Source organism: bacterium (assembly GCA_035691305.1).
GTDB lineage: Bacteria > Sysuimicrobiota > Sysuimicrobiia > Sysuimicrobiales > Segetimicrobiaceae > DASSJF01.
In genome coordinates, this window is sequence record DASSJF010000009.1 from 33124 (window position 1) to 55966 (window position 22843).

Here is a 22843-nt window from a genome sequence, read left to right on the forward strand (position 1 = left end):
GGGCGTGCCGGCCCGGATCGCGGCCATCGACCAGGGGACCACCGGAACCCGCTGTATCGTCTTCGACGACCGCGGGCGCCCGCTGGCGGGCGCCTACGCCGAGCACCGACAGTCCGCGCCACACCCGGGCTGGCTCGAGCACGACCCCGAAGAGATCTGGGCGGCGACCTGCCGCGTCGTCGCCGAGGCGCTGGACCGCGCCGCTCCGCCGGGCGGGCCGCTTTCGGCGGTCGGCATCGCGAACCAGCGCGAGACCGTGGTCGTGTGGGAGCGCGCCACGGGCCGGCCGGTCTATCCGGCGATCGTCTGGCAGGACACCCGCACGCGCGACGCCTGTGCGGCGCTCGTTCGCGACGGATCGGCGGAGACGATTCGAGAGCGTACCGGCCTTCCCATGGCGACGTATTTCTCGGCGACGAAGCTCGCCTGGATCCTCGACCACGTCTCCGGCGCGCGCGCCCGCGCCGAGCGCGGCGAACTGTGCGCCGGCACGATCGACGCGTGGCTCGTTTGGCGGCTGACCGGCGGGCCCGACGGCGGCGCGCACGTTACGGACGCGACGAACGCCTCGCGAACGATGCTGATGGACCTCCGCGCGCGCACGTGGGCGGAGGATCTGCTCGAGATGTTCCGGATCCCGCCGGCGATCCTGCCGGAGATCCGCGCGAGCAGCGCGCGGTACGGCGAGACGCGCCGCGACGGGCCGTTTCGTGAAGCGGTGACGGTCTGCGCCGCGCTCGGCGATCAGCAGGCCGCGCTCGTCGGCCAGGCGTGCTACCGGCCGGGGGACGCGAAGAACACCTACGGCACCGGCTGTTTCCTGCTGCAGCATACCGGGGCCGAACCGGCCCGCAGCGCGGCCGGTCTCGTCTCCACCGTCGCCTACGTGCTCCCGCCGGACGCGGCGTATGCGCTCGAGGGATCGATCGCGATCGCCGGCGCGGCGGTGCAGTGGCTGCGGGACGACCTGGGCCTGATCCGCACGGCCGAGGAGACCGCGGCGCTCGCGGCGTCCGTGCCGGACACCGGCGGCGCGTATTTCGTGCCGGCGTTTTCCGGACTGTTTGCGCCGTACTGGGACATGACGGCCCGCGGCGCGATCGTCGGGCTCACACGGTACGTGACACGCGCCCATCTCGTTCGCGCCACGCTCGAGGCCATTTGCTATCAGACGCGGGACGTGGTTGAGGCGATGCAGCGCGAGACCGGCCTGCGGCTTTCGGCGCTGCGCGTCGACGGCGGCGCCTCGCGCAACGATGTGCTGATGCAGTTGCAGGCGGACCTGCTGGGATTCCCCATCGTGCGCGCCGCCGTGGGCGAGACCACCGCGCTGGGGGCCGCCTACGCCGCGGGTCTCGCGCAAGGCGTGTGGGAGTCGATCGAGGCCGCGGGCGCGGGGTGGGCCGCCGACCGGACGTTCCGGCCGGCGATCTCCGCCGCCGAGCGGGACGAGCGTTACGCGGGCTGGCGGCGCGCGGTGGACCGCGCGCGCGGATGGACCAAGGGGGCGCAGCCGTGAGCCGATTGCTCAATCCGTTTTCGCGTCCGGGACGGTGGTACCGCGGCGTCTGGCACTGCCACACGACCGAGTCCGACGGCGCGCGCTCGGGCGACGACGTCGTGGCGTGGTACGCGCAACGCGGCTATGACTTTCTCTCGATCACCGACCACAATCGCGTGACGGCTCCGCCGAAGTCCGCGGCCACCGGGAAGCTCGTCCTGGTGCCGGGAGTCGAGGTCGATGCCGGCCGGACCGGCGTCGGCACCGCGTATCATATCCTCGGCATCGGGCTGCGCGAGATGATCGACGTGCCGAGAGACACCGCCGCGCGGTACGCGATGCCGGCCCAGAGCGTGGTCGACCGCCTGCGCGCCGCGGGCGCCGTCGTGTTCGTCGCGCACCCGTACTGGACCGGGATCGTCGCCGACGACCTCGTGCCGCTGCGGGATATCGCGGGGATCGAGGTCTACAACGCGAACGTCGACGAGGATATCCGGAAAGGGTACAGCAGCGTGCACTGGGACGACTGTCTCGCACGCCGCCGGCCGCTGCTGGGCGCCGCCAACGACGACGCCCACTGGAAGTTTGCCGATCACGGCAAAGGCTGGACGATGCTGCGGGCGGAGGCGCTCACGCCCGCCGCCGTGACGGAGGGGCTGGCCGCGGGGTCCTTCTACGCATCGACCGGGGTCGTGCTCGAGGACGTAACCCTCGACGGCGGGACCGCCGCGGTGCGCATCGCCCCGCCGGGCGCGACCGAAGTCCGGTTCGTCTGCGACACGCGCTGGGGCGGGCGCGTCCAGGGCGACGGCGCGCCCCTCCGCGAGGCGTCGTTCGCGCTGCGGGGGCGGGAACAGTATCTCCGGATCGAGGTGGTGGCGCCGGACGGCGGGATGGCCTGGACCAACCCGCTGTTCGTGGAGCGATGAGCGCCCCGCACGTCGTGCCGGCTATATCGCCTCCTCCACCGCCCGGACGAACCGCGCCGTAATCGCATCCGGCATCGTGATCGCGCGCCCGACGACGACGGCCCACGCGCCGGCGCGGCGCGCCGCGGCGGCGTCCTCCGGCGTCTGAATCCGCCCCTCGGCGACGACCGGCACGGACACACGCGCGGCCAGTTCTTCGACCAGGCGCAGATCCGGGCCGGGCATCTGCCGGCTGTGCGGCGTGTAGCCGGCCATCGTCGTTGCCACGACGTCGGCGCCGGCCGCCTCGGCGGTCGCGCCTTCGTCGGCCGTCGACACGTCGGCCATGACCAGCACGCCGCATTCGGCGTGGAGCCGCGCGATGAGCTGGGGGAGCGGGTCGCCGTGCCGGGCGCGCTCGCGCGTGGCCTGCACGGCCACGATTTCAGCGCCGGCCCGCGCGATCGCCTGCGCGTCCTCAAACGCCGGCGTGATGTAGAGCGGCGAGCCCGCCCGCCGCTTGAACAGTCCGACGATCGGCACGCGCACCCGGGCCCGCGTCGCCGCCACATCCTCGGGCGAGTCGATCCGCAACCCGGCCGCGCCGCCGATCGCGGCGCACTCCGCCAGCGCGGCGATGATGTCCGAGCGGCGGAGCGGGCTCGGAGCGACGGCCTGGCAGGAGACGATCAGACGGCCGCGCAGCGACTCGAGCAGCGGCGGCGTCTTCACGGTGTTCGGCGCTCAGGCACGTCCGCCGGCCGGGGCTCCGACCAGGCGGAGCTCCCACGTCGCGGCGAGCAGTGCGAGCACGGCGGGCGAAAGCGGCAGGCCGGCCGCGCGCATCGAAAGCAGCACCGCGCCGGCCGCCGGCTCCAGCCGCGGCGGCACCAGTATCGCCGCCGGCGCCGTTCGGGCGAGGGCCTCGCCGAGCGGGCGCAGGATCGTGCGGCCGGCTTCGAAGACGCCGCCGACCGGCCCGACCGCGACCGGGCCGTCGGGCCAGCGCAGTTTCGCGATCACGGCGGCCGCCAGGCGGGCGAGCGCCGCGGCCGCCTCCTCCATGAGACGGCGCCCCACCGCGTCGTGCTCTTCCGCGGCGCGCGCCACGACGCGCGAGAGGGCCGCGATCCTCGAGCGGTCGATCCGTCCCTCGTAGAACGCCATCGGAATGTCGGCCGCCGGCATGCCCGCGGCGTCGCCGAGGCGCTCGCCCAGCACGGTCGGCTCGCCGGTCCCGTCGCGGGCGTGGAGCGCCGCGCGCACCCCGCCGCAGCCGATCGAGAATCCGCTGCCGTCGTCTCCGAAGATGTAGCCCCAGCCGCCGGCGCGCGCCCGGCCGCCGTGCGGATCCTCACCGTACGCGACCGATCCCGTGCCGGCGATCACGATGACGCCCGGGCGTCCGGCCAGGGCGCCGGCGCGGGCGATGACCGCGTCGTTTTCAATGCGGACGAGCGCCGCCTCGAGCGTTTCGCGGACGACCTCGGCGAACACGCGGGCCTGCTCCGTGTCCCGCGTGATGCCGGTCATCCCGAACTGCGCCGCGCGAAACTTTACATGCCCGAGTCCGGCGGCGGCGAGCGCGTGTCCGACCCCGTCGCGCACGGCCGCCCGGGCGCGTTCACGGCCGCCCGGGGCCAGGATGTGGTTGCTCGGGCCGGCGTGCCCGATGCCGAGGACTGCGCCGTCGGCGCTGGCCACCGCGCAGGCCGTGCCCGACGCGCCCCCGTCGACGCCGAGAAAATAGTCCATCGGGTGCGGCTTCGTGGGGGCCGGAAGGCGGTCCTTCCGCGGAGCAGGATCTAGGCGATGGCGCGCGCGACCGCCGCGGCGATCTCCGGCCGCAGGCTGATGATGCCGGTGCGGTCGCGCCCGAGATGGACCGCGTTGCTCAGCACCACGATCGCGAGATCCCGTTCCGGATCCATCACGATGGACGTGCCGGTGAAGCCCGTGTGGCCGAACGCGCGCGGCGAGAGCGCGTCTCGCCACCACCCCTGGCCGCCGGTGAGCGCCCACCCGAGCCCGCGGACGTTCGGCGGGGGTGTCTGCGGCGCGACCGCCGTCTCGACCAGCGCGGGCTCGAGCACCCGCTGGTGCGGGCCCCGGCCGCCGGCGAGCCACATCCGCGCGTAGGCGAGCATGTCGTCCACCGTGCCGAAGAGTCCCGCGTGGCCCGACACGCCGCCCATCGCGTGGGCGTTGCTGTCGTGCACTTCGCCCCAGATGAGATACCGCCGCCAGGTGTGGCGGCGGCCGGCGGCGGCCCACTGCGCACCCTGGGTCATCTGCTGCTCGATGGTCGTCCCGTCTTCGGTCGGCGCGATCGCGGGATCGCCGCCGGCCGGCGCGGCGCGCACCGGCCGATACCCGGTGTGCGCCATCCCGAGGGGCCGGAAGAGGCGATCCTGTACCAGCGCGTCGAGCGGCGCGCCGAACTTGCGCCGGACGATTTCGCCGAGCAGGACAAAGCCGATGTCGCTGTAGGTCACCCGCGAGCCCGGCCGGGCCTCGAGCGGCGTGGCCGCCGCGCCGCGGACGATCGCGTCGCCCCCCATCGTGCGCAGATAGAACGGAATCCACGCCGGCAGCCCCGACGTGTGCGTCAGCAGCTGCCGGAGCGTGATGTTCCGGTGGGGGCACTCGGGGAGGTGGTCCGGCACCGGATCGTCGAGCGCAACGCGGCCTTCCGCCACCGCCTGCAGCACGAGCGGCAGCGTGGCGGTCACCTTCGTCAAAGACGCCAGATCGTAAATCGTCTCCGGCGTGGCGGCAGGCGCCCAATCACGCGCCGCCGTGCGGCCGGCGGCGCGGCGGACCGCGACCTCGCCTCGCCACAGCACCCCCAGTACCGCGCCGGGATACGCGACGCCGGCGGCGTCCTCGAGACGGCGGATCGCCTCGGCGAACCGGCCGGCGCTCACGGCGCCCGCGGCGGGACGGCGGCCCGGATCACGCCTTCGGCCGGTTGATCGGCGGCCACGTCCAGGTGCCGAGAATCGCGGGGTACTTGGCACCGGTCACCCGCGGCAGGGCGCCGGGCCGGCCCATCAGGCTCGCGTGTCCCAGCAGCGCAAAGGCCAGCGCTTCCTTGGCGTCGCCCGGGATGCCGACGTCGTCGATGCGGCGTACACGGATCGGCGCGACTGCCTCGGCCAGGCGCGCCATCAGCACCGGATTGCGCGTTCCGCCGCCGGAGGCGATCAACTCCTCCACCGAGTGCGCCGGCGCCACGTACCGCCGGATGTTCCAGGCGATCGAGTCCGCGGAGAACGCCGTCGCGGTGGCGATCAGGTCGTCCGGCGGGACGTCGCCCCACCGCGCGAGCAGCGCGCGAAGAAACGCCGCCCCGTACTGTTCGTGCCCGGCGGTCTTGGGCGGCGGGGCGGTGACGAACGGATCCCGCATCAGCTCCGCCAGAACGTCGGCGCGCACCGTGCCCCGCGCCGCGCGGCGGCCGTCGCGGTCCATGCGCTCCTCGCCGCCGGAGAAGTGCCGGACGAGCCCGTCGATCACCATGTTGGAGGGTCCGGTGTCGAACGCGTAAACGTCGTCCCGGCGCGGGTGCGGCGGCAGGACGGTGAAGTTCGCAATGCCGCCCAGGTTGAGCGCGATGCGTCCGTAGGGCGCGCCGAGCAGCAGCAGGTCGGCGTACGGGACGAACGGCGCGGCCTGTCCGCCCGCGGCGATGTCCGCGGAGCGGAAGTCCGCGACGACCGGGCGGCCGGTCCGCGCGGCGATGACGGCCGGTTCGGCGATCTGCATCGTCGCGGCGCGGCTCCAGCGGTCGGCCGGATCCGGGACCCCGACGTGAGCCACGGTCTGGCCGTGCGACGCGATGAGATCCACGCCGTCGAGCCCCGCTTCGGCGGCCCCCGCGACGGCGCGCGCCGCTTCGGCAAACAGCTCGCCGAGCAGATACGAGAGCTGCGCCAGCGACTGCGTCGTGAGCGGCTCGATGACCGCGTGCAGCACGCGCTCGCGCACCTGCTCGGGGAACGGTGTCATCCGGAAGTCCCGCAGCGCCACCCGCGGCCGGTCCGGGTCCGCCCCGGTCGTGATGTCGGCGAGCGACGCCGCGATCCCGTCCGCGGAGGTCCCCGAGATTAGTCCCACGATGCGCTTCGTCGGCTTCGCGATCAGCGCGTCGAGCCAGGGCCACCCCATCAGTCCGCCTCCCCCAGTGCCCGGCGGAGCGATCCGCCGCCGCGGCGGAGTCGGTCCGCCGCCGCTTCCGCGTCCACGCCGAGCCGCAGCATCACGATCGCGACCGGCACGCGCCCGCCGGCCTGCGCGAGCGCCGCCGCCGCCCGGTCCTCCCCCGATCGGGACGCCGCGGCCACGATGCGGGCCGCACGGCGCCGCAATTTCGAGTTTGTCGCGCGCAGATCGACCATCAAGTTGCCGTAGACCTTGCCCAGGCGGACCATCGCGAGGGTGCTCAGCATGTTGAGGACGAGCTTCTGCGCCGTGCCGGCCTTGAGACGCGTGCTGCCCGCGATGACCTCGGGGCCGACCACCGGGACGATCGCGAGATCGCACGCGGCCTCCAGCGACGAGCCCGGGTTGCACGCGACGCCGGCCGTCCACGCGCCGCGTTCGCGCGCGCGGCGGACCGCGGCGACCGTGAACGGCGTTTCGCCGCTCGCGGCGACGCCGACGACGACGTCGGTCGCGCCCACGCGCCGCGCGTCCATTTCGCGCGCGCCGGCCGCCGCGTCGTCCTCGGCGCCTTCGACCGACTCGGTCATCGCCCGCTCGCCGCCCGCGATGACCGCCTGCACCGTCTCGGGGTCCGTGCCGAACGTCGGCGGGCACTCCGCGGCGTCGAGGGCGGCGAGCCGGCCGCTCGTGCCGGCGCCCACGTAGAGCAGCCGGCCGCCGCGCGCGAGCGCCTCGGCGATCCGGGCGGCCGCGGTCGCGACGGCCGGCAGCGCGGCCGCGACCGCCGCCGGCACGCGGCGGTCCTCGGCGTTCATGAGACGCGCCTGCTCGAGCACCGGGAGCAGGTCGAGGTCCCGCGTCGCCGGGTTGGCGGCTTCGGTGTTGCGCTCAGGCGCGGACATCGCGGCTCCTCCGGACTATCGAGTGGCGGATCACAGGCGCAGGCGCGGGTCGAGCAGATCGCGCAGCCCGTCTCCGAGCAGGTTGAAGCCGAGCACGATCAGCGCGATCGCGGCGCCCGGCGTGATCGCGGTCCACGGCGCGATCACCATGAAGCGGCGCGCCTCCGCGAGCATGTTGCCCCAGGACGGCGTGGGCGGCTGGGTCCCGAGGCCGAGGAAACTCAGCGCGGATTCGGTCAGGATCGCGAAGGAGAGGCTGAGCGACGTCTGCACGATCAGCGGCGCCGTGATGTTCGGCAGGATGTGCCGCGCGAGAATCCGCCGCGTGCCGGCGCCGAGCGCCCCGGCCGCGTCGACGTACTCCAGGCCGCGCGTCTCGATCGTGCTCGCGCGGATCACGCGCGCGAACTGCGGCGTGTAGACGATGCCGATCGCGAGGATGACGTTTTGGACGGCCGCCCCGAGCACCGCCATGATCGCGATCGCCAGCAGTACGGCCGGGAAGGCGAAGATCACATCCATCGCGCGCATGAGGACGTTGTCGAGCGCGCCTCCCCGGTAGCCGGCGAACAGGCCGGTCACGCCGCCCGCCGCCAGCGCGAACGCGACCGAGCCGAAGGCGACCGCGAGCGACGACCGCGCCCCGTAGAGCAGCCTCGCCAGCAGGTCGCGGCCGAACTGATCCGTGCCGAACGGATGCGCGCCGCCCGGCGGCGCGAGCAGCGACTGGCTGTGCATCACGAGCGGATCGTCCGGCGCAAGCAGCGGGGCGGCGACGGCGGCCGCGAGGTACGCGGCGACGATCACAGCGCCGGCCATCGCGAGCGGGGTGCGCACGAAGCGCTCGGCGAACGTCGCACGGCGCCGGAGCGGCGCGCCCTGCCGGCGCGCGGCGGCGGCCTTCGCGAGCGCGGAGGCGGACGCGGGCGTCATCCGTACCGCACGCGAGGATCGACGAGGGCGTACGTCAGGTCGACCGCGAGGTTCACCAGGACGAACAGCAGGGCGATCACGAGCACGACGCCCTGCACCACCGGGTAGTCGCGCTGGTCGATCGCCGCGAGCGCGAGCCGGCCCATGCCGGGCAGGGCGAAGACCTCCTCGATGACGACGGTCCCGCCGAGCAGGTAGCCGGCCTGGAACCCGACGACGGTGATCACCGGGATCAGCGCGTTGCGCAGGACGTGCCGGTAGAGGACCAACTGCTCGCGGAGCCCCTTGGCGCGCGCCGTGCGCACGTAGTCGTGCCCGAGCACTTCGAGCAGCGACGAGCGAATAAACCGCATCATGACCGCGGCGAGCGCGATCCCAAGCGAGAACGACGGCAGCAGCATCACGGCGAGGTTGCGGACCGGATCCGCGAAGAAACCGACGTAGATTCCGATCGACGCGATCGACCCGACGTTGCCCAGCGCCAGCAGCATCATCGTGGCGAGCCAGAAGTTCGGGATGCTGAGGCCGGCGAGCCCGCCGAGCTGGATCGCCGCGTCGACGGCCGACCCCCGGCGCAGGGCGGCGGAGATCCCGATGGGGACGGCGATGACGAGGGCGATCACGAGAGCGAGCAGCGTGATCTCGCCGCTGAGCGGCAGCCGGCGCAGGATGTCCGGCAGGACCGGGCGGCTCGTCCGCAGCGACACCCCGAAGTCCCCCCGCAGCAGGTGCGTGATCCAGTCCACGTACTGCAACGCCAGCGGCTTGTCGAGGCCGAAGAGCCGCCGCAGCTCGTCCATCTGGGCGGGTGTCATCGCGACCTGCGTGCCGAGGAACATCTGGATCGCGTTGCCGGGCAGGAGGTGAATGAGGAGAAAGACGACGATCGAAACCCCCCACAGGACGGGGATCAGCGTGAGGAGCCGGCCGGCGAGAAACGCGCTCAGTCCGGCCGGCTCCCGTTACCGTCCTCGATCGGCGACGCTACCGCGCGACGGACGTCTGCTCCAGGTAATTGAGGGCGCCCGTCGGGATGATCCGGAAGCCCTTCACGTACGTCTGCATCACCTGCGACTCCATCGGCGTGTACAGGAACACCGCCGGCGCGCCGGTGACGAGCGCGCGCTCGACGTCGTGGTAGATCGGGAGGCGCTCCGCGACGGTCACATGCACGCGGCCGCGGTCGAGCAGCTTGTCGACCGCCGCGTCCTTGAACAGGAAGTTGTTGACCGCGCCGGTGCTGTAGAACGTCCGGTACAGGAACCGGTCGGGGTCGGGATCGCCGCCGCGCAGCTCCACCATCGAGTCGAAGTCCCGCTTCACCCAGAGGTTGATGTACTGGCCCCACTCCACGTTTTGAATGTTCGCGTTGAGGCCGACCGCCTTGAGCTGGCTTTGGATCACCTGGGCGACGGCGAGGCCGCCTTCGTACGTCGGCGAGACGGTGATGTTGAAGGACGCGCCGGCGGCCCCGGCTTCCTGCAGCAGCTGCCGCGCGCGCGCGGGGTTCGCGTGGTACTCGGGAAAGCTCGAAACCGGGAGCGCCCACACCTTGTCCGGCGCCGGGATCGGGCCGCTCACGACGCCCAGGCCGAACTCCGCGGCGTTGATGATCGCCTGGCGGTCGATCGCGAACGCGATCGCGTCGCGCACCCGCGGGTCGGTAAACGGCTTCCGGGTCGTGTTGAACGAGAAGATCCGGAGGTTCAGGCTCGGCGCCTGCTGCACGTTGAGCGTGCCGGCGGCCTGCGCCTGCTTGACGACGCTGCCGTCCGAGATCGTGGCCATGTCGAGGCTGCGCGACCGAAGGCCCGCGAGCAGCGAGGCCTGCTCGGGGATGACCCGGAACACCACTTCGTCGACCCGGGGCATGCCGCGCTTGAAGTAGCGCGGGTTGCGGGCGAGGCGCATGAAGTTGTCCGGCACCCACTCCGCCAGCATGAACGGCCCGGTGCCGGCCTCGGTCTTCTGCAAGTCTCCCGCGCGCTCCACCGCGGACCGCTCCACGATCGCGGCGTTGCCGGACGCCAGGCCGGAGAGCAGCGACGCGAGCGGATACTGCAGGTGGATCCGCACCGTGTACTTGTCCGGCGCCGTCACGCCGTCGATCACGTCGATGTAGGAGCGGCCCGGCGACGCCGTCTTCGGATCGAGGATCCGGTTCAGCGTGTACACGACGTCCGCGCTCGTCATCTCCGCGCCGTCGTGGAACTGCACGCCGTGTCGCAGATGGAAGACGTAGGTGCGGGCGTCGGGGTTGTCCCACGACTCGGCGAGATCGCCGACGACGTGCAGCCCGGCGTCGTACGTGACGAGCTTATTGTAGAGCAGATCGATCCGCCGGAACGACGAAAACGCCGTGACCTTGTTGGGGTCCAGGCCGACGACCTCCTGGTCCACCCCGAACGTGAGCGTCACCTTGGCGGGCGCCGCGCCGGCCCCCAGAACCGGGACCGACAGCGCCACCACGAGCGCCAAAAGCAGCCAGCCGAGCCGTTTCGCGTTCATACCGCACCCCCACAGTGTGGCACGCCACCCGCTTCCCGATCGCCGGGCAGTTCAGGCATGGGTCGCGCGGATCGGGCCCTGCGTCTTGCGATAGAGAATCTCCGTCACCCCCGGCCGGAGGTAATCGGGGATCTCGCCGATGCGCCGGTAGCCGCGGCGCTCGTAGAACCGCTGGGCGCCCGCGTTGGCAGCGCTGACGAGCAAGAACACGTTCGGCCCGGCCTCGAAGATCTTCGCCTCGGCGGCGTCCATCAGCCGCCCGCCGACGCCGCGCCCCTGCGCGTCCGCAGCGACGCCGACCGCCCAGACATAGCCGCTGTGTCCAAACGTCCCGTGTACGAGGTACTCCACGAACCCCACGACCCGCCCGCCGTCGTCGGCCACCTGGACCTGCGCCGCGCCTCCGAGCGCGGCGGTGAACGTCGCGCGCGCCTCCCGGATCGTCACCCCATACTCGCGCCACAGCGGAAGACCGGACATGACGGCCGCGCATGCTTCCACGTCTTCTGCGCGCAGCGATCGAACCATCACGAAACCATCCCCGCCGTAACCCTTCTGCGTTACGGCGGGCACAGCCTGCGTGCGGGCGCCGCGGGGCGCGCCGCGTTTAGGGTCGCGGACCGGACGGCGCCCTCCGATCGGAGGGAATCCCTATTGCGGATCGGACGCGGCCCGATGATGCTTCACGCGGACGCCCGCCGCAGGAGCGGTTCCACGCGGGCCGGAAGCACACGGCGATGATCGTGTCCGCCGGGACGGTGCTCGCCGCCGACCGCGATCTGACCCCGGGCGTTGTCGCCATCGAAGACGGCCGCATTGCACGCGTCTCCGCGGAGCCTGCGCCGGCCGGGGCGCTGTCGTTTCCGGATGCCACGCTGGTCCCCGGCCTGATCGACCTGCAGGTCAACGGCGGCGCCGGGATCGACTGCCTGCGGGCGGGCGCGCCGGCGTACGAGACGCTCGGCCGGTACCTCGCGGCGACCGGCGTGACCGCGTATCTTCCGACGATCATCACCGCGCCGCTCGACGAGATGCGGCGGGCCGGCGAAGCGGCGGCCATCGCGATGCGCCGCGCGGCCCCGGGCCCCGAGATCCTCGGGATTCACATGGAGGGGCCGTACCTCAATCCCTTGCGCCGCGGCGCGCATCCTGCGCACGCGCTGCGCGCGCCCGACGCGGACGAGGCCGCCGAGACGGTCCGGCGCCTCGACGGCGCGCTGCGTCTGTTTACGCTCGCGCCCGAGCTCGAGGGCGCCGAAGCGGTGGTACGCATGCTCGCCGCGCAGGGCGTCGTCGTCGCGATCGGACACACGGATGCCGCGTTCGACGACGTCCAGGCGGCCGCGCGATGGGGCGTGCGCATGGCGACCCACCTCTTCAACGCGATGCGGGGGATCCACCACCGGGAGCCTGGCGCGGCCGGCGGCGCGCTCGTCACGCCGTCGATCGCGCTCGGCCTGATCGCCGACTACGCCCACGTGCATCCGGCGATTCTGTCGCTCGCCGCGCGCGCGGCGGGGATGGGCCGGATCGTGCTCGTCACGGACGCGATCGCCGCGGCGGGGATGGGACGCGGCGCGTTCACGTTGGGGGAGCAGACGGTCGAGATGAAAGACGGCGTGCCCCGGCTCGCCGACGGCACGATCGCCGGCAGCGTGCTGCAGCTGCACCGGGGGGTGCAGAATTTCGCCGCGGCGGCCGGCGTCAGCCGCCGCGACGCGGTGCAGGCCGCTTCCCTCAATCCGGCCAGGGTGCTCGGCCTCCACCGCCGGAAGGGGCGCATCGCACCCGGGGCGGACGCCGACCTCGTCGTGCTTGGTCGCGACGGCGAGGTGCTGTTGACGATTGCGCGGGGCGAGATCGCCTACCGGCGCGCCGCCTGAGCCGGCGGGCTCCGCATTTGACGGGCGGCCGAGGCTCTGATCTCTAAGGAAGCGACACGCCCGGATTTCGGGCCGTACGCCGGGCCCGCCGCCGGCCGCACCCGGGCAGGGGGCGCTTCCGGCACCGCAGAACACGGCCCACGTGCCCGCAGGCCCTGCGCCGCTTTCGCCGCTGCAGTTTTTCCGCCGCGCCGCCGACGTTTACGGAGACCGCCTCGCGGTCGTCGACGCCGCGGAGCGGTACACGTACGCGGCGTTCGCGGATCGCTGCGTGCGGCTCGCCGCGGCGCTCCGCACGCTGGGCCTCCGCCCGGGGGACCGCGCCGGGGTGCTCGCCCCAAACACCCACCACGCGCTCGAGTGCTATACGGCGGTGCCGCTCGCCGGTGGCGTGCTTGTGCCGATGAACACCCGGCTCAGCGCCGCCGACTACCGGTATATCGTCGAACACGCGGGCTGCCGGGTGCTGCTCGCGGATCCGGCCTTCGCCGCTCTCGCCGACGGGCTGCGGGGCGCGCTCGATCTGGGGGTGGTGACTTTGGCCGGCGGGCCGCCCGCGGGCCCGGAGGGCGCGACCGGCTCGGCCGTGGAGGAGCTGATCGCCGGCGCCCCGGCCGGATGGGCCGGCCGGCTCTTCGACGCGGTCGACGCGCTCGACGAGAACGCGCCGATCAGCATCAACTATACGAGCGGGACGTCCGGTCATTCCAAGGGCGTCGTCATGACGCACCGGATGACCGCGATCAACGTGCTCGACGTGCTGGTCCACGCCCGCCTCGGCGTCGACGACGTGTATCTCCATACGCTGCCGATGTTCCACGTGAACGGCTGGGGCGGGGTGTGGGCGGTCGCGGCCGCCGGGGCGCGCCACGTCTGCCTGCCCCGCGTCGATCCGCCGGCGATCGTCCACCTGATCGACGCGGAGGGCGTCACGATCGCCTTCGCCGCGCCGACCGTGCTCGTCATGCTCGGCGGCGATCCGGCGAGCCAAGGCTGGCGCCCCCGGCAGCGGGTGCGCTGGTACGTCGGCGGCGCGCCGCCGCCGGCGGCGCTCATCAAGCGGTGCGAAGAAGAGCTCGGCTTCGAGATCGTCCACGTCTACGGTCTCACCGAGACCGGCCCGTGGCTCACCGTCTGCGAATGGCGGGGCGCCTGGAACGGCCTGCCGCTCGCGGAGCGCGCCGCGCTCAAGGCCCGCCAGGGGATCGGCCAGGTGGCGGCCGGCCTCGTGCGCGTCGTCCGCGAGGACCTCACCGACGTCGCGCGCGACGGCGCGGAGATCGGCGAGATCGTCGTCCGCGGACCGACCGTCACTCCCGGCTACTACCGCGACCCCGAGGCGACCACGGCGGCGACGGCGGGCGGCTGGTTTCACACCGGCGACCTCGCCGTCGTGCATCCGGACGGCTACGCGCAGATCGTGGACCGCAAGAAAGATCTGATCATCAGCGGCGGCGAGAACATCTCGTCGGTGGAGGTGGAAGGCGTGCTGTACCAGCACCCCGCGGTGCTCGAAGCGGCGGTCGTCGCGGGCGCCGATCCGAAGTGGGGGGAAGTTCCGCGCGCGTGCGTGGTCCTCCGGACCGGGAAGCGCGCCACGGCCGAGGAGTTGATCGCGTTCTGCCGCGAGCGGCTCGCGCACTTCAAGGCGCCGAAAACGGTCGACTTCATGGACGCGCTGCCCAAGACCGCGACCGGCAAGATTCAGAAGTACCAGCTGCGGGCGCGCGCCGCCTCGGCCGGAGGAGGCCGCGATGCCTCTGCGTAGCGCCGACGAGTTTCTGGCCAGCCTGCGGGACGGCCGCCGCGTCGTCTACCGCGGCGAGCAGGTCGAAGACGTGACGCGCCACCCGCACCTCGGCCGCGGCGCGCGGCACGTCGCGATCGACTTTCGCCTCGCACACGCGCGGCCGGGCGACGCGCTGCTCACCGCGCCGGCGCCGGACGGCGAGCCGATGAGCCGTTACTTCGCGATCCCGCGCGCGGCGGACGACCTGCTGCGGCGCCGCGACCTGATCGAACACGTGACGCGGGAGGCGCGTTCGTTCGTCCCGCTGATCAAGGAGATCGGCACGGACGCGATGTTCGCGATGATGATCGTGGCCGGCCGCCTCGACCGGGAGGCGGGGACCCGGTACGCCGGGCGGGTCCGCGCCTTTTACGAGCACTGCCGCGACGGCGACCTCGCGATGGCGGTCGCGCAGACCGACGCGAAGGGCGACCGGGCGCGACGGCCGGCCGAGCAGCCGGAGTCCGACGCCTACGTGCGGCGTGTCCGCGAGACTCCCGACGGGATCGTCGTCCGCGGCGTGAAGGCGCACACCACCAACGCCGTTTTCGCCAACGAGATCGTCGTCGTGCCGACGCGCGCGATGAGCGAGGCCGACGCCGACTACGCGGTGGCCTTCGCGGTGCCGGCCGACACGCCCGGCCTGACGATGATCGCCAGCGCGCGCGGCTTCGGGGCCACGAGCGAGTTCGACAACCCGCTCAGCAGCCGCTACAGTATGACGGAATCGCTCACCATCTTCGACGACGTCCTGGTGCCGTGGGACCGCGTCTTTCTCTGCGGCGAGTGGCGGGCCGCGGGCGCGCTCGCGCGGACGTTCGTCGAGTTTCACCGGTTCACCGCGGTGTCGTACAAGATTCCGCTGCTCGAGCTGCTGCTCGGCGGCGCGGCGCTGATCGCCGACTACCACGGGCTGCTCGGCGCCGCGCACGTGCGCGAGAAGCTGGCGCGCCTGACCCTGTACCTGCAGACGACGCGGGGGATCGGCACGGCCGCGGCGGTGGGCGCCCGCGACGTCGACGGCGTCGCGGTGCCGGACGTGGCGCTTACCAACGCCGCGAAGTACTACTTCGCGCGCGGCTACCACGACGCGGTCCGCGATGTGCAGGACTTGGCCGGCGGCCTCCTTGTGACGGGCCCGATGGAAGAGGACTGGGCGCGGCCGGAGGTGCGGCGCCTCTTCGACCGCGCGCTCGGCGGGCGCGCGGGCGTCGGCGCCGGCGAGCGGCTTCGGGTGATCAACCTGCTCCGCGATCTCGTGGCGTCCGACCTCGGGGGCTACCTCGAGGTGCTTGCGATCCACGCGGAGGGCTCTCTCGAGACGCAGAAGCTGACCGTCCTGCAGGACGCCGAAATCGAGCGGGTCAAGCGCCTGGCCGCCGCCGCCGCGGGCGTGGCGCCCGCGACGTCATGACGCGCGCGGCGCCGGCGGCCGCTCCCCCGCGGGACGGCGGGCAGACCGTGGTATCTTACTAGTGATGCGGCGGGCGGACGGAGCAGGCCCTGAATGAACGCGTACGAGAACCTCGCGCGCTTCTTTGGGGGCGAAGAAGAGGTCGTCGCGGCGTACCTGTACGGCCAGCCGGCGATCGAGCGCACTTGGCCCGACTCGGACATCGAGGTGGGACTGGTGTTTCGCGAGGACCTCGACGCCGACGCCGCGACGGAGTATCTCGAGGGGCTCGGTACCGGCAACCCCCTCGGCGACGCGCCGGGCGTGCTCATGCCGTTTGGGCTTAATTCGCACATCCTCCCGGTCGTCTACGAAGTGCTGACGTGGGGCCGCGTGCTCGCCGACAACGACCCGGGGGCGCGCGACGCATTCGGCCGGCAGATGGCGGCGCGTCTCGACCAGGAGCGGCCGCGGCTGCTCGAGGAGGCGCACGAGACGATCGTCAAGGCGCGCGGGTTCGGCGCGTCCGCGGACGAGCCCGTCCGTACCGGCGGCCAGACGGCCCGCGCGCTCGATCCGATCCGGATCGGCTGGCGGCTCGCGCGCGTGCTGACCTCGGTGCCGATTCTCGAGATGTTCACCCGCGACGTCGACGCCGCGGCCCGGGACGCGGAGCGGGTTGCCCAGCTCGTCGGCGTCTTCAGCAACGCGAGCGGCGCGGCGACCGGGATCGCGAAGGCGATGCTGATGACGTACGCGATCCCGCGGCCGTCGCGGCGGTGGGAGGTCTTTCTGCCGCTCGCCGACATCGGGATGATCTCCACCGAGCTGTCGCTCCATCTCGCGGCGATGCTGGAGACGCGCTGGACCCTCCTCACGGGCAGCGGCCTCGCGTCGCCGGAGCGGGTCATCACCCTGATCCGCGGCTACCTGCCGCCCGTGATCGCGTTTGCCAGGCGCGCCTCGTGGGCCACCGAGTTGCCCGGACTCGTCGCGACGCAGCGGCTGCATTGACGGCGCCGGACGTCCTCGACGGGCGCTACGAGCTGCAGCAGCCGCTCGGGAGCGGCGGCATGGCGGCGGTCTACCGCGCGTGGGACCGCGAAACCCGCCGGCCGTGCGCGGTCAAGGTGCTCGCCGACGTTCTCGCGCACGACGAGGCGTTCCGCCGCCGGTTCCGCCACGAGGCCGCCTCGGCCGGCGGGCTCACGCACCCGCGCATCGTGCGCGTCTACGGTTGGGGCCAGGACGGGCTTCGGCAGTTCATCGCCATGGAGTACGTGGGCGGGGGGACGCTCCGCGAGCGCCTGCAGCGCGACGGCCCGCTCCCGGAAGCGGACGCGCTCGCGATCGCCGCCGAGGCGGCCGACGCGCTCGCCTACGCTCACCGCCGGCACGTCGTGCATCGCGACGTCAAGCCGCACAACATTCTGCTCACGGAGGACGGCCACGTAAAGGTGGCCGACTTCGGCATCGCGCTCTCGCTCGACACGACGTCGCTGACCCGCACCGGGACCGTGATGGGGTCGGCGCCGTATCTCTCGCCGGAGCAGGCACGGGGCGACGCCGCGAGCCCCGCGTCCGACCAGTATGCGTTGGGCGTCGTCCTCTACGAGATGCTCACCGGCCGCCCGCTGTTCTCCGGCGAAGCGCCGGTGGCGGTGGCGCTCAAACACCTGAACGAGGCGCCACCGAACGTCCGCGACGTGCGGCCCGACGTGTCGCCGCAGACGGCATCGGTCGTCGAGCGCTTGCTGGCCAAAACCCCGGCGGACCGCTATCCCGACGCCGCCGTGCTGGCGCAGGAATTGCATCGGCTGCTTGCGGCGCCGCCCGCGGCGGCGGAAGTCGCCGCGGGCGCGGCGGGCGGCGCGCGAGGATCCTCGGAGCGGATCGCGCTGCTGGACGCCGTCGCGGCGCCGGTCGACGTGACGACCCGGATAGACGCGCCGGCGGGTTGGGCCTCGGCGGACGGCGCCACCGTGGCGCTACCGACCGCCGGGGAAGTGGCGGGCACCTCCGCACTTCCCGCGGCTCCGACGCATCGTCCGGACGCTTCGTCCGATACCGCGCAGATGCGGCTGCCCGGACGGGCCCCTTCGAGAGTGGTCGCGGCACGGGCTGCCGTCGCGGCGATCTGCGTCGCGTTCGGCCTGACGATTCTGGCCGCGGCCTACCGCACCGCGTGGATCGCCGCGCATGTCTCCACCCCGAACCTGATCGGCCGGACCGTGGCCGACGCGGGTGGCACCGCGCAGAAGCTTCGGCTCGGCCTGCTCGTCGCGGCCAAGCGGCAGGATCCCACGGCGCCCTTCGGGGTCGTGCTGACGCAGGATCCGGCGCCCGGCACGGACGTGGCGAAGGGCACCGTTATCAGCCTGACCGTGAGCGAGGGATCGGGGCTCGTCCCCGACCTGCGCGGACAGACGATCCAACAGGCGGAGAGCATCCTCGAGCACGTCGGCCTCCGGCTCGGCCAAGTCAGTTACACCTTCGACGACCAGGTGACGTCCGGCCGCATCATCTACCAGTTCCAGCTGCCGGGGGCGCAGCTCGCGTCCAACGGCGGCGTCGACGTGCTCGTGAGCCAGGGCGCGCCGCCGTTTTCGCTCCCGTTTGGACCGCCGGGGCAGAACAAAGGGCCGAAGGATCCCGGCGATCACGAGCACGGGGGGTGAGCATGGACGCTCCGCTAACGGTGACGGTGCAGCCGACGCCTAACGTCAACGCGCTCAAGTTCGTCGTGAACCGGCGCGTGACCGAAGGCCGCAGTCAGACCTTCACCGACGCCGCGACCGCGGCGGTGCCGCTCGCGCGCGAGCTGCTCGGCATCGCCGGGGTGCGGCAGGTGTTCTTCCTCAACGACTTCATCACGGTGACCCGCACCGAAGGCGCCGACTGGGACGCGGTCGTACCGCGCGCCGAGTCGCTGATCCGGCAGCACCTCGCCTGAACCGGGTCGTGCGCCGCGCCGCATTCGAGCGTCTGGTCGCGCAGGCCCTCGACGGATTGCCCCCCCGTTTTGCCGAACGGCTCCGCAACGTCGCGGTGATGGTCGAAGCGCGACCGTCGCGCGAGATCGCCGCGGAACTCGGCGGCGACATCCTCGGCCTGTACCAGGGCGCGAGCGAGTTGGAGCAGTCGCCGATGGCGCCGTACGAGCTCCCCGAGATCGTCGTGATCTACCAGCAGAACATCGAGGCGATCTGCCGAAGCGACGCCGAGATCATCGACGAGGTTCGCAAGACCGTCATCCACGAGGTCGGTCACCACTTCGGGCTCAGCGACGAGGAGATGGAAGAATGAGGCGAGACGGAGTTGACAGAGCGGGGGGAGGGTGTATACTGCCGTGGGGAGACTGACCAGTCAGTCTGGGAGGAAAAATTGGCGTCAGCCGTAGAGCGATTGAGTAAAACGCAGCAACGAGAAGATACTCGCCGGAAAATACTCGATTCAGCCGCTCAGGTGTTCGCCAGTAAGGGGTTCCACGGGTCGGTCGTCGACGACATAGTCAAGGCTTCCGGCACCTCCAAGGGTGCCGTTTATTTTTACTTCGAGAGCAAAGAACAAATCTTCTTTTCTCTCGTCGAGGACTACGTGTCCACGCTGGCCCAAGAGATGCAACTGGCCGTTCAGCACGGGCGCGGACTTGTCGCCCAGGTCGAGGCGGCGATCGCGACCCTCGTGCGCAGCTTCCAGGTTCACCGCGCGCTCGCGCGCATCGTGTTGCTCGACTGGCCGATGGCGGGCGCCGAGTTTCAGGGAAAGCGCATCGCGCTCAAAGGCATGCTGGTGGAAATCCTGCGCGGGTACCTGGACCGGGCCGTGCAGGACGGCCGCATCGACCCCCAGGACACCGAACTGGCCGCGTACGTCTGGATCGGCGCGATCGGCGAGGTGGTCGTGCGCTGGCTGAACACCGGCCGGCCCGCGCCGCTCGAGGACGTCATCGCGCCGCTGACCCGTCTGCTGCTGAACAGCGTCGGTCTCGTGCCCACGCCGTCGGCGGCGCCGTGAGGGCGGATGAACCAGACGCGCGCGCCCGGACCTGGACGCGCCTCGCCCGGGCGGCGTTTCTTCACGGCGAGTTCGTGCTGAGTTCGGGCCGCCGCAGCTCGTACTACATCGACAAGTACCTGTTCGAAACCGATCCTGAGCTGCTGCGAGAGATCTCGCGCCTGCTCGCCGGGATGCTGCCCGCGGGCACGACCCGCCTCATCGGACCGGCGCTCGGCGGCGTGCCGCTCGCCACGGCGGTTGCGCTCGAGACCGGGCTGCCGTTTGCGATCGTGCGGCCCGGCGCCAAGGAGTACGGCACCGCCAAGACGATCGAAGGGCGCGTCGAAGCGGGTGACCGCGCCGTCGTCCTCGAGGACGTGGTGACGACGGGGGCGCAGTCGGTGCGCGCGGCCCGGACGGTGGAAGAAGCCGGGGCCAAGGTCCTTGCGATTCTCGCCGTCATCGACCGGCACGAGGGAGGGCGCGAGGGCGTGGAGGGCGCCGGCTTCCGGTTCGACGCGCTCTACGACCTGGCGGAGTGGAAGCCGTAGCGCGTCAGGCGATGGCGATCGGCCGCACCGGCGAGCCCGTCGCGCCGACGAACTTGAGCGGCGCGCAGACGAAGAGAAACGTCGCACATCCGTCGCGGCTGAGCTCTTCGAGGTTGAGGTTCTCGATGATCGGAATGCCGCAGCGCGCGATGAGATGCAGGTGCGCGAACAACTGGCCGCCGGTCTTCGGGTCCCGCTCCTCGGTCTCGTCCCAAGTCATGTTGTCACAGGCGGCGCAGGCGACCTTGTGGTCCGCCGCCCATTCGCTGCCGCTGCGGCCCACGCCGGCGGCGGCGAGATATCTCGGCGCATCATCCCAGATCTTGCCGTAGCCGGTCCGTACGAGCAGGGCGTCGCCCGGCCGCACGTTGACCCCGGCGCGGTGCGCCGCCGCTTCGAGGTCGTCGCCGGTGATCCGGTAGTGCGCCGGCAGCGGATCTTCCCCGAGTTTGTGCGCGAGGGCGGCGCAGACGTCGAGCAGCACGCCGCGCGCGACGATCGGTTGCATCGTCTCGACGCCGTGCATCTTGAACCCGCGGGAGTTCTCGATCTTCGGGGTGAGCTTGACGCCGCCGAAGAGGCACAGGTCGGCCGCCTGATGCGACAGCGCGTCGATGTGCGTGCCGGTGTGTTCCATCATGACCAGCATGCCGGATGCGCCGCTGCGCGGTCCGAACCGCTCGGGGTCGTAGGTGTCCTCGTGCCGCCGGTGCAGCTGATAAATGTAGCCCGGCCGGTGCGCCTCGTGGACGGGCATCGCCGCCGTCCGCGGCTGTTCCAGGTCGTAGATCTTGCGTTTCGTGACCGCCCCAACCAACGCCTCGACGTCCTCGTGCCGCGGCATTGATTCCACCTCCCGACCGAGCATTGACTGCACGTTCGCCGCGGGCCCGCCCGGTTCCGGGCGGGCCGCGGCGGGGTGCCCGTTTGGAGGGCCGGCGGGGCCGCCCGAGAGGAGCTATTTCGACGGGCCCCGAGGGGATGCCGCGCGACCGTTCCCGCCGGCCCTGGAAATTGGCACCCGGCCGTAGTATAGTAGGCAGTGGAAAGATGACTAAACTAGTCGAGAATCCCGGCACCTCCGCCCCGGCCTATAAAGGCGGGGTTGCCGGCCGGAGGGGGCCGTTGAGCACCGAGCTCGTTATCAAGGATCTGTGGGCGCAGGTTGAAGACAAGGTCATTCTGAAGGGCTCGTCGCTGACCGTCGGATCGGGCGAGATTCACGCGCTGATGGGCCCCAACGGTTCAGGCAAAAGCACGCTGGCCAACGTCCTGATGGGCAATCCGTTCTATCAAGTCCAGCGCGGCGAGGTCCTCTACAAGGGCGAAGACCTTCTGGCGATCCCCCCCGACGAGCGCGCCCGCAGGGGGCTCTTCATCGCGTTCCAGTATCCGGTGAGCATTCCCGGCGTGACGATGGCGTCCTTCCTCCGCACCGCGGTGAGCGCGCGGCGCGGGATGGACAAGGACAAGCTGATGGGCCTCGCCGAGTTCCAGAAGCTCGTCAAGGCGAAGGTCGAGGAGCTGCAGGTCGACCCGACGATCCTCGGCCGCTACGTCAACGAAGGCTTCAGCGGCGGCGAGAAGAAGCGCGCGGAGATTCTCCAGATGGCGATGCTCGAGCCGGAGATCGCGATCATGGACGAGACCGACTCCGGCCTCGACGTCGACGCGGTGAAGATCGTGGCCGCCGGCGTGAACCGCATGTACGAGCTGTCCGGCAAGACGATGGGTGTGCTCGTCATCACGCACTACCCCCGGATCCTCAAGTACATCCGGCCGACGCGCGTGCACGTGATGTTCGACGGGCGGATCGTGACGTCCGGGACCGAGGGGCTGGCCGAGGAGCTCGACCAGATCGGATACGACGGGATTCGCGCGCAGTACGAGAAAGTCGCCGCGGAAGTCGCCGGTGAGGGCGAGGTTCGCAGCGCCGGTAAGGTCTTCTGGGTGAAGCACTAGAAAGGAGAGAGGCGATGGCCGTTACCAACCCGCTGGGCATCGATCTCGACCAGTACAAGTATGGATTCCACGACCCGGAGCAGTACGCGTTCAAGTCCCGCAAGGGCCTGGATCGCGAGATCGTGGAGATGATCTCCCACATGAAGAGCGAGCCCGACTGGATGCGGGCGTTCCGCCTCCACTCGCTCGGCATCTTCGAGAAGAGACCGAACCCGACGTGGGGCGGCAACGTCGGTGAGATCGACTTCAACGACATCTATTACTACGTGAAGCCCGCGGAGAACCAGGGCCGGACCTGGGACGAGGTGCCCGAGAACATCAAGAAGACCTTCGACCGCCTCGGCATC

General features: G+C 71.8%; 23 protein-coding genes. 13 read left to right on the forward strand and 10 right to left on the reverse strand.

Features of this window, described 5'->3' with window-relative positions:
• The first annotated feature begins 4 nt into the window (after window positions 1-4).
• Both glpK and VFL28_01730 read left to right on the forward strand, forming a co-directional pair.
• Complete coding sequence (gene glpK, locus VFL28_01725; protein HET7263358.1) at window positions 5-1519, forward strand: glycerol kinase GlpK; 1515 nt, start codon at window positions 5-7, stop codon at window positions 1517-1519.
• On the forward strand, window positions 1516-2430 hold the full coding sequence (locus tag VFL28_01730; protein ID HET7263359.1) for a CehA/McbA family metallohydrolase: 915 nt from the start codon (window positions 1516-1518) through the stop codon (window positions 2428-2430). Before glpK ends, VFL28_01730 begins: the two co-directional genes overlap by 4 nt.
• A gap of 21 nt (window positions 2431-2451) precedes the next feature.
• Here the strand turns inward: VFL28_01730 and VFL28_01735 are convergent, their stop codons facing one another.
• Genes VFL28_01735 through VFL28_01775 form a run of 9 tightly spaced genes read right to left on the reverse strand, consistent with a single transcriptional unit; the run spans window position 2452 to window position 11447 of the window.
• Window positions 2452-3141: a putative N-acetylmannosamine-6-phosphate 2-epimerase gene (locus VFL28_01735; GenBank protein ID HET7263360.1), complete on the reverse strand. Its 690-nt coding sequence runs from the start codon at window positions 3139-3141 to the stop codon at window positions 2452-2454.
• Between the two features lie 12 nt (window positions 3142-3153).
• The gene (locus tag VFL28_01740) at window positions 3154-4164 is read right to left on the reverse strand and encodes a BadF/BadG/BcrA/BcrD ATPase family protein (GenBank protein ID HET7263361.1); all 1011 of its coding nucleotides are present in this window, start codon (window positions 4162-4164) and stop codon (window positions 3154-3156) included.
• Between the two features lie 50 nt (window positions 4165-4214).
• Entirely contained in the window at window positions 4215-5336 is a 1122-nt protein-coding gene (locus tag VFL28_01745) for a serine hydrolase (GenBank protein HET7263362.1), read from the reverse strand.
• A gap of 28 nt (window positions 5337-5364) precedes the next feature.
• Window positions 5365-6579 (reverse strand): anhydro-N-acetylmuramic acid kinase, encoded by a 1215-nt coding sequence (locus VFL28_01750; GenBank protein HET7263363.1) that lies wholly within the window; start codon window positions 6577-6579, stop codon window positions 5365-5367.
• Window positions 6579-7478, reverse strand: a complete 900-nt coding sequence (gene murQ, locus VFL28_01755; GenBank protein ID HET7263364.1) for an N-acetylmuramic acid 6-phosphate etherase — start codon at window positions 7476-7478, stop codon at window positions 6579-6581. The genes VFL28_01750 and murQ overlap by 1 nt, the downstream gene beginning before the upstream one ends.
• Window positions 7479-7508: 30 nt before the next feature.
• The gene (locus VFL28_01760; GenBank protein ID HET7263365.1) at window positions 7509-8411 is read right to left on the reverse strand and encodes an ABC transporter permease; all 903 of its coding nucleotides are present in this window, start codon (window positions 8409-8411) and stop codon (window positions 7509-7511) included.
• Window positions 8408-9358, reverse strand: coding sequence for an ABC transporter permease (locus tag VFL28_01765; protein ID HET7263366.1), 951 nt, complete (start codon window positions 9356-9358; stop codon window positions 8408-8410). The genes VFL28_01760 and VFL28_01765 overlap by 4 nt, the downstream gene beginning before the upstream one ends.
• 37 nt (window positions 9359-9395) lie before the next feature.
• Complete coding sequence (locus VFL28_01770; GenBank protein HET7263367.1) at window positions 9396-10919, reverse strand: ABC transporter substrate-binding protein; 1524 nt, start codon at window positions 10917-10919, stop codon at window positions 9396-9398.
• A 51-nt stretch (window positions 10920-10970) separates the two neighbouring features.
• Entirely contained in the window at window positions 10971-11447 is a 477-nt protein-coding gene (locus tag VFL28_01775; GenBank protein ID HET7263368.1) for a GNAT family N-acetyltransferase, read from the reverse strand.
• A gap of 209 nt (window positions 11448-11656) precedes the next feature.
• Here VFL28_01775 and nagA point away from each other — a divergent pair, with 209 nt between their 5' ends.
• From nagA to pyrE, 9 genes are all read left to right on the forward strand, one after another.
• Window positions 11657-12802 (forward strand): N-acetylglucosamine-6-phosphate deacetylase, encoded by a 1146-nt coding sequence (gene nagA / locus VFL28_01780; protein ID HET7263369.1) that lies wholly within the window; start codon window positions 11657-11659, stop codon window positions 12800-12802.
• 142 nt (window positions 12803-12944) lie between these two features.
• Window positions 12945-14570 (forward strand): long-chain-fatty-acid--CoA ligase, encoded by a 1626-nt coding sequence (locus VFL28_01785; protein ID HET7263370.1) that lies wholly within the window; start codon window positions 12945-12947, stop codon window positions 14568-14570.
• Window positions 14557-16005 (forward strand): 4-hydroxyphenylacetate 3-hydroxylase N-terminal domain-containing protein, encoded by a 1449-nt coding sequence (locus tag VFL28_01790; protein ID HET7263371.1) that lies wholly within the window; start codon window positions 14557-14559, stop codon window positions 16003-16005. The genes VFL28_01785 and VFL28_01790 overlap by 14 nt, the downstream gene beginning before the upstream one ends.
• A gap of 93 nt (window positions 16006-16098) precedes the next feature.
• Window positions 16099-16998 carry a nucleotidyltransferase domain-containing protein gene (locus VFL28_01795; protein HET7263372.1) on the forward strand — a complete coding sequence of 300 codons (900 nt, stop codon included), beginning with the start codon at window positions 16099-16101 and terminating at the stop codon, window positions 16996-16998.
• Window positions 16995-18662: a Stk1 family PASTA domain-containing Ser/Thr kinase gene (pknB, locus tag VFL28_01800; protein ID HET7263373.1), complete on the forward strand. Its 1668-nt coding sequence runs from the start codon at window positions 16995-16997 to the stop codon at window positions 18660-18662. The genes VFL28_01795 and pknB overlap by 4 nt, the downstream gene beginning before the upstream one ends.
• A 2-nt stretch (window positions 18663-18664) precedes the next feature.
• Window positions 18665-18937, forward strand: a complete 273-nt coding sequence (locus tag VFL28_01805) for a NifU N-terminal domain-containing protein (GenBank protein ID HET7263374.1) — start codon at window positions 18665-18667, stop codon at window positions 18935-18937.
• Window positions 18938-18945: 8 nt separating this feature from the next.
• On the forward strand, window positions 18946-19290 hold the full coding sequence (locus tag VFL28_01810) for a metallopeptidase family protein (GenBank protein HET7263375.1): 345 nt from the start codon (window positions 18946-18948) through the stop codon (window positions 19288-19290).
• A gap of 99 nt (window positions 19291-19389) precedes the next feature.
• A complete protein-coding gene (locus VFL28_01815) occupies window positions 19390-20001 on the forward strand; it encodes a TetR/AcrR family transcriptional regulator (protein ID HET7263376.1) in 612 nt (203 codons plus the stop codon).
• On the forward strand, window positions 19998-20534 hold the full coding sequence (gene pyrE, locus VFL28_01820; GenBank protein ID HET7263377.1) for an orotate phosphoribosyltransferase: 537 nt from the start codon (window positions 19998-20000) through the stop codon (window positions 20532-20534). The genes VFL28_01815 and pyrE overlap by 4 nt, the downstream gene beginning before the upstream one ends.
• Window positions 20535-20538: 4 nt before the next feature.
• On the opposite strand, the gene VFL28_01825 is transcribed toward pyrE, so the two are convergent.
• Window positions 20539-21378: a cyclase family protein gene (locus VFL28_01825; protein ID HET7263378.1), complete on the reverse strand. Its 840-nt coding sequence runs from the start codon at window positions 21376-21378 to the stop codon at window positions 20539-20541.
• Between the two features lie 281 nt (window positions 21379-21659).
• Between VFL28_01825 and sufC the strand changes: the two genes are divergently transcribed.
• Window positions 21660-22496, forward strand: coding sequence for a Fe-S cluster assembly ATPase SufC (gene sufC, locus VFL28_01830; GenBank protein HET7263379.1), 837 nt, complete (start codon window positions 21660-21662; stop codon window positions 22494-22496).
• Between the two features lie 14 nt (window positions 22497-22510).
• On the forward strand, window positions 22511-22843 hold a 333-nt coding region (locus tag VFL28_01835), incomplete at its 3' end, for a Fe-S cluster assembly protein SufB (GenBank protein ID HET7263380.1).

What these genes read in the sequence shown, in the direction of transcription:
- VFL28_01740 (HET7263361.1), bottom strand. Translation starts at nt 4,164, where the DNA reads ATGGACTATTTTCTCGGCGTCGACGGGGGCGCGTCGGGCACGGCCTGC.
- VFL28_01750 (HET7263363.1), bottom strand. Translation starts at nt 6,579, where the DNA reads ATGGGGTGGCCCTGGCTCGACGCGCTGATCGCGAAGCCGACGAAGCGC.
- murQ (HET7263364.1), bottom strand. Translation starts at nt 7,478, where the DNA reads ATGTCCGCGCCTGAGCGCAACACCGAAGCCGCCAACCCGGCGACGCGG.
- VFL28_01760 (HET7263365.1), bottom strand. Translation starts at nt 8,411, where the DNA reads ATGACGCCCGCGTCCGCCTCCGCGCTCGCGAAGGCCGCCGCCGCGCGC.
- VFL28_01770 (HET7263367.1), bottom strand. Translation starts at nt 10,919, where the DNA reads ATGAACGCGAAACGGCTCGGCTGGCTGCTTTTGGCGCTCGTGGTGGCG.
- VFL28_01775 (HET7263368.1), bottom strand. Translation starts at nt 11,447, where the DNA reads ATGGTTCGATCGCTGCGCGCAGAAGACGTGGAAGCATGCGCGGCCGTC.
- nagA (HET7263369.1), top strand. Translation starts at nt 11,657, where the DNA reads ATGATCGTGTCCGCCGGGACGGTGCTCGCCGCCGACCGCGATCTGACC.
- VFL28_01790 (HET7263371.1), top strand. Translation starts at nt 14,557, where the DNA reads ATGCCTCTGCGTAGCGCCGACGAGTTTCTGGCCAGCCTGCGGGACGGC.
- VFL28_01795 (HET7263372.1), top strand. Translation starts at nt 16,099, where the DNA reads ATGAACGCGTACGAGAACCTCGCGCGCTTCTTTGGGGGCGAAGAAGAG.
- VFL28_01805 (HET7263374.1), top strand. Translation starts at nt 18,665, where the DNA reads ATGGACGCTCCGCTAACGGTGACGGTGCAGCCGACGCCTAACGTCAAC.
- VFL28_01825 (HET7263378.1), bottom strand. Translation starts at nt 21,378, where the DNA reads ATGCCGCGGCACGAGGACGTCGAGGCGTTGGTTGGGGCGGTCACGAAA.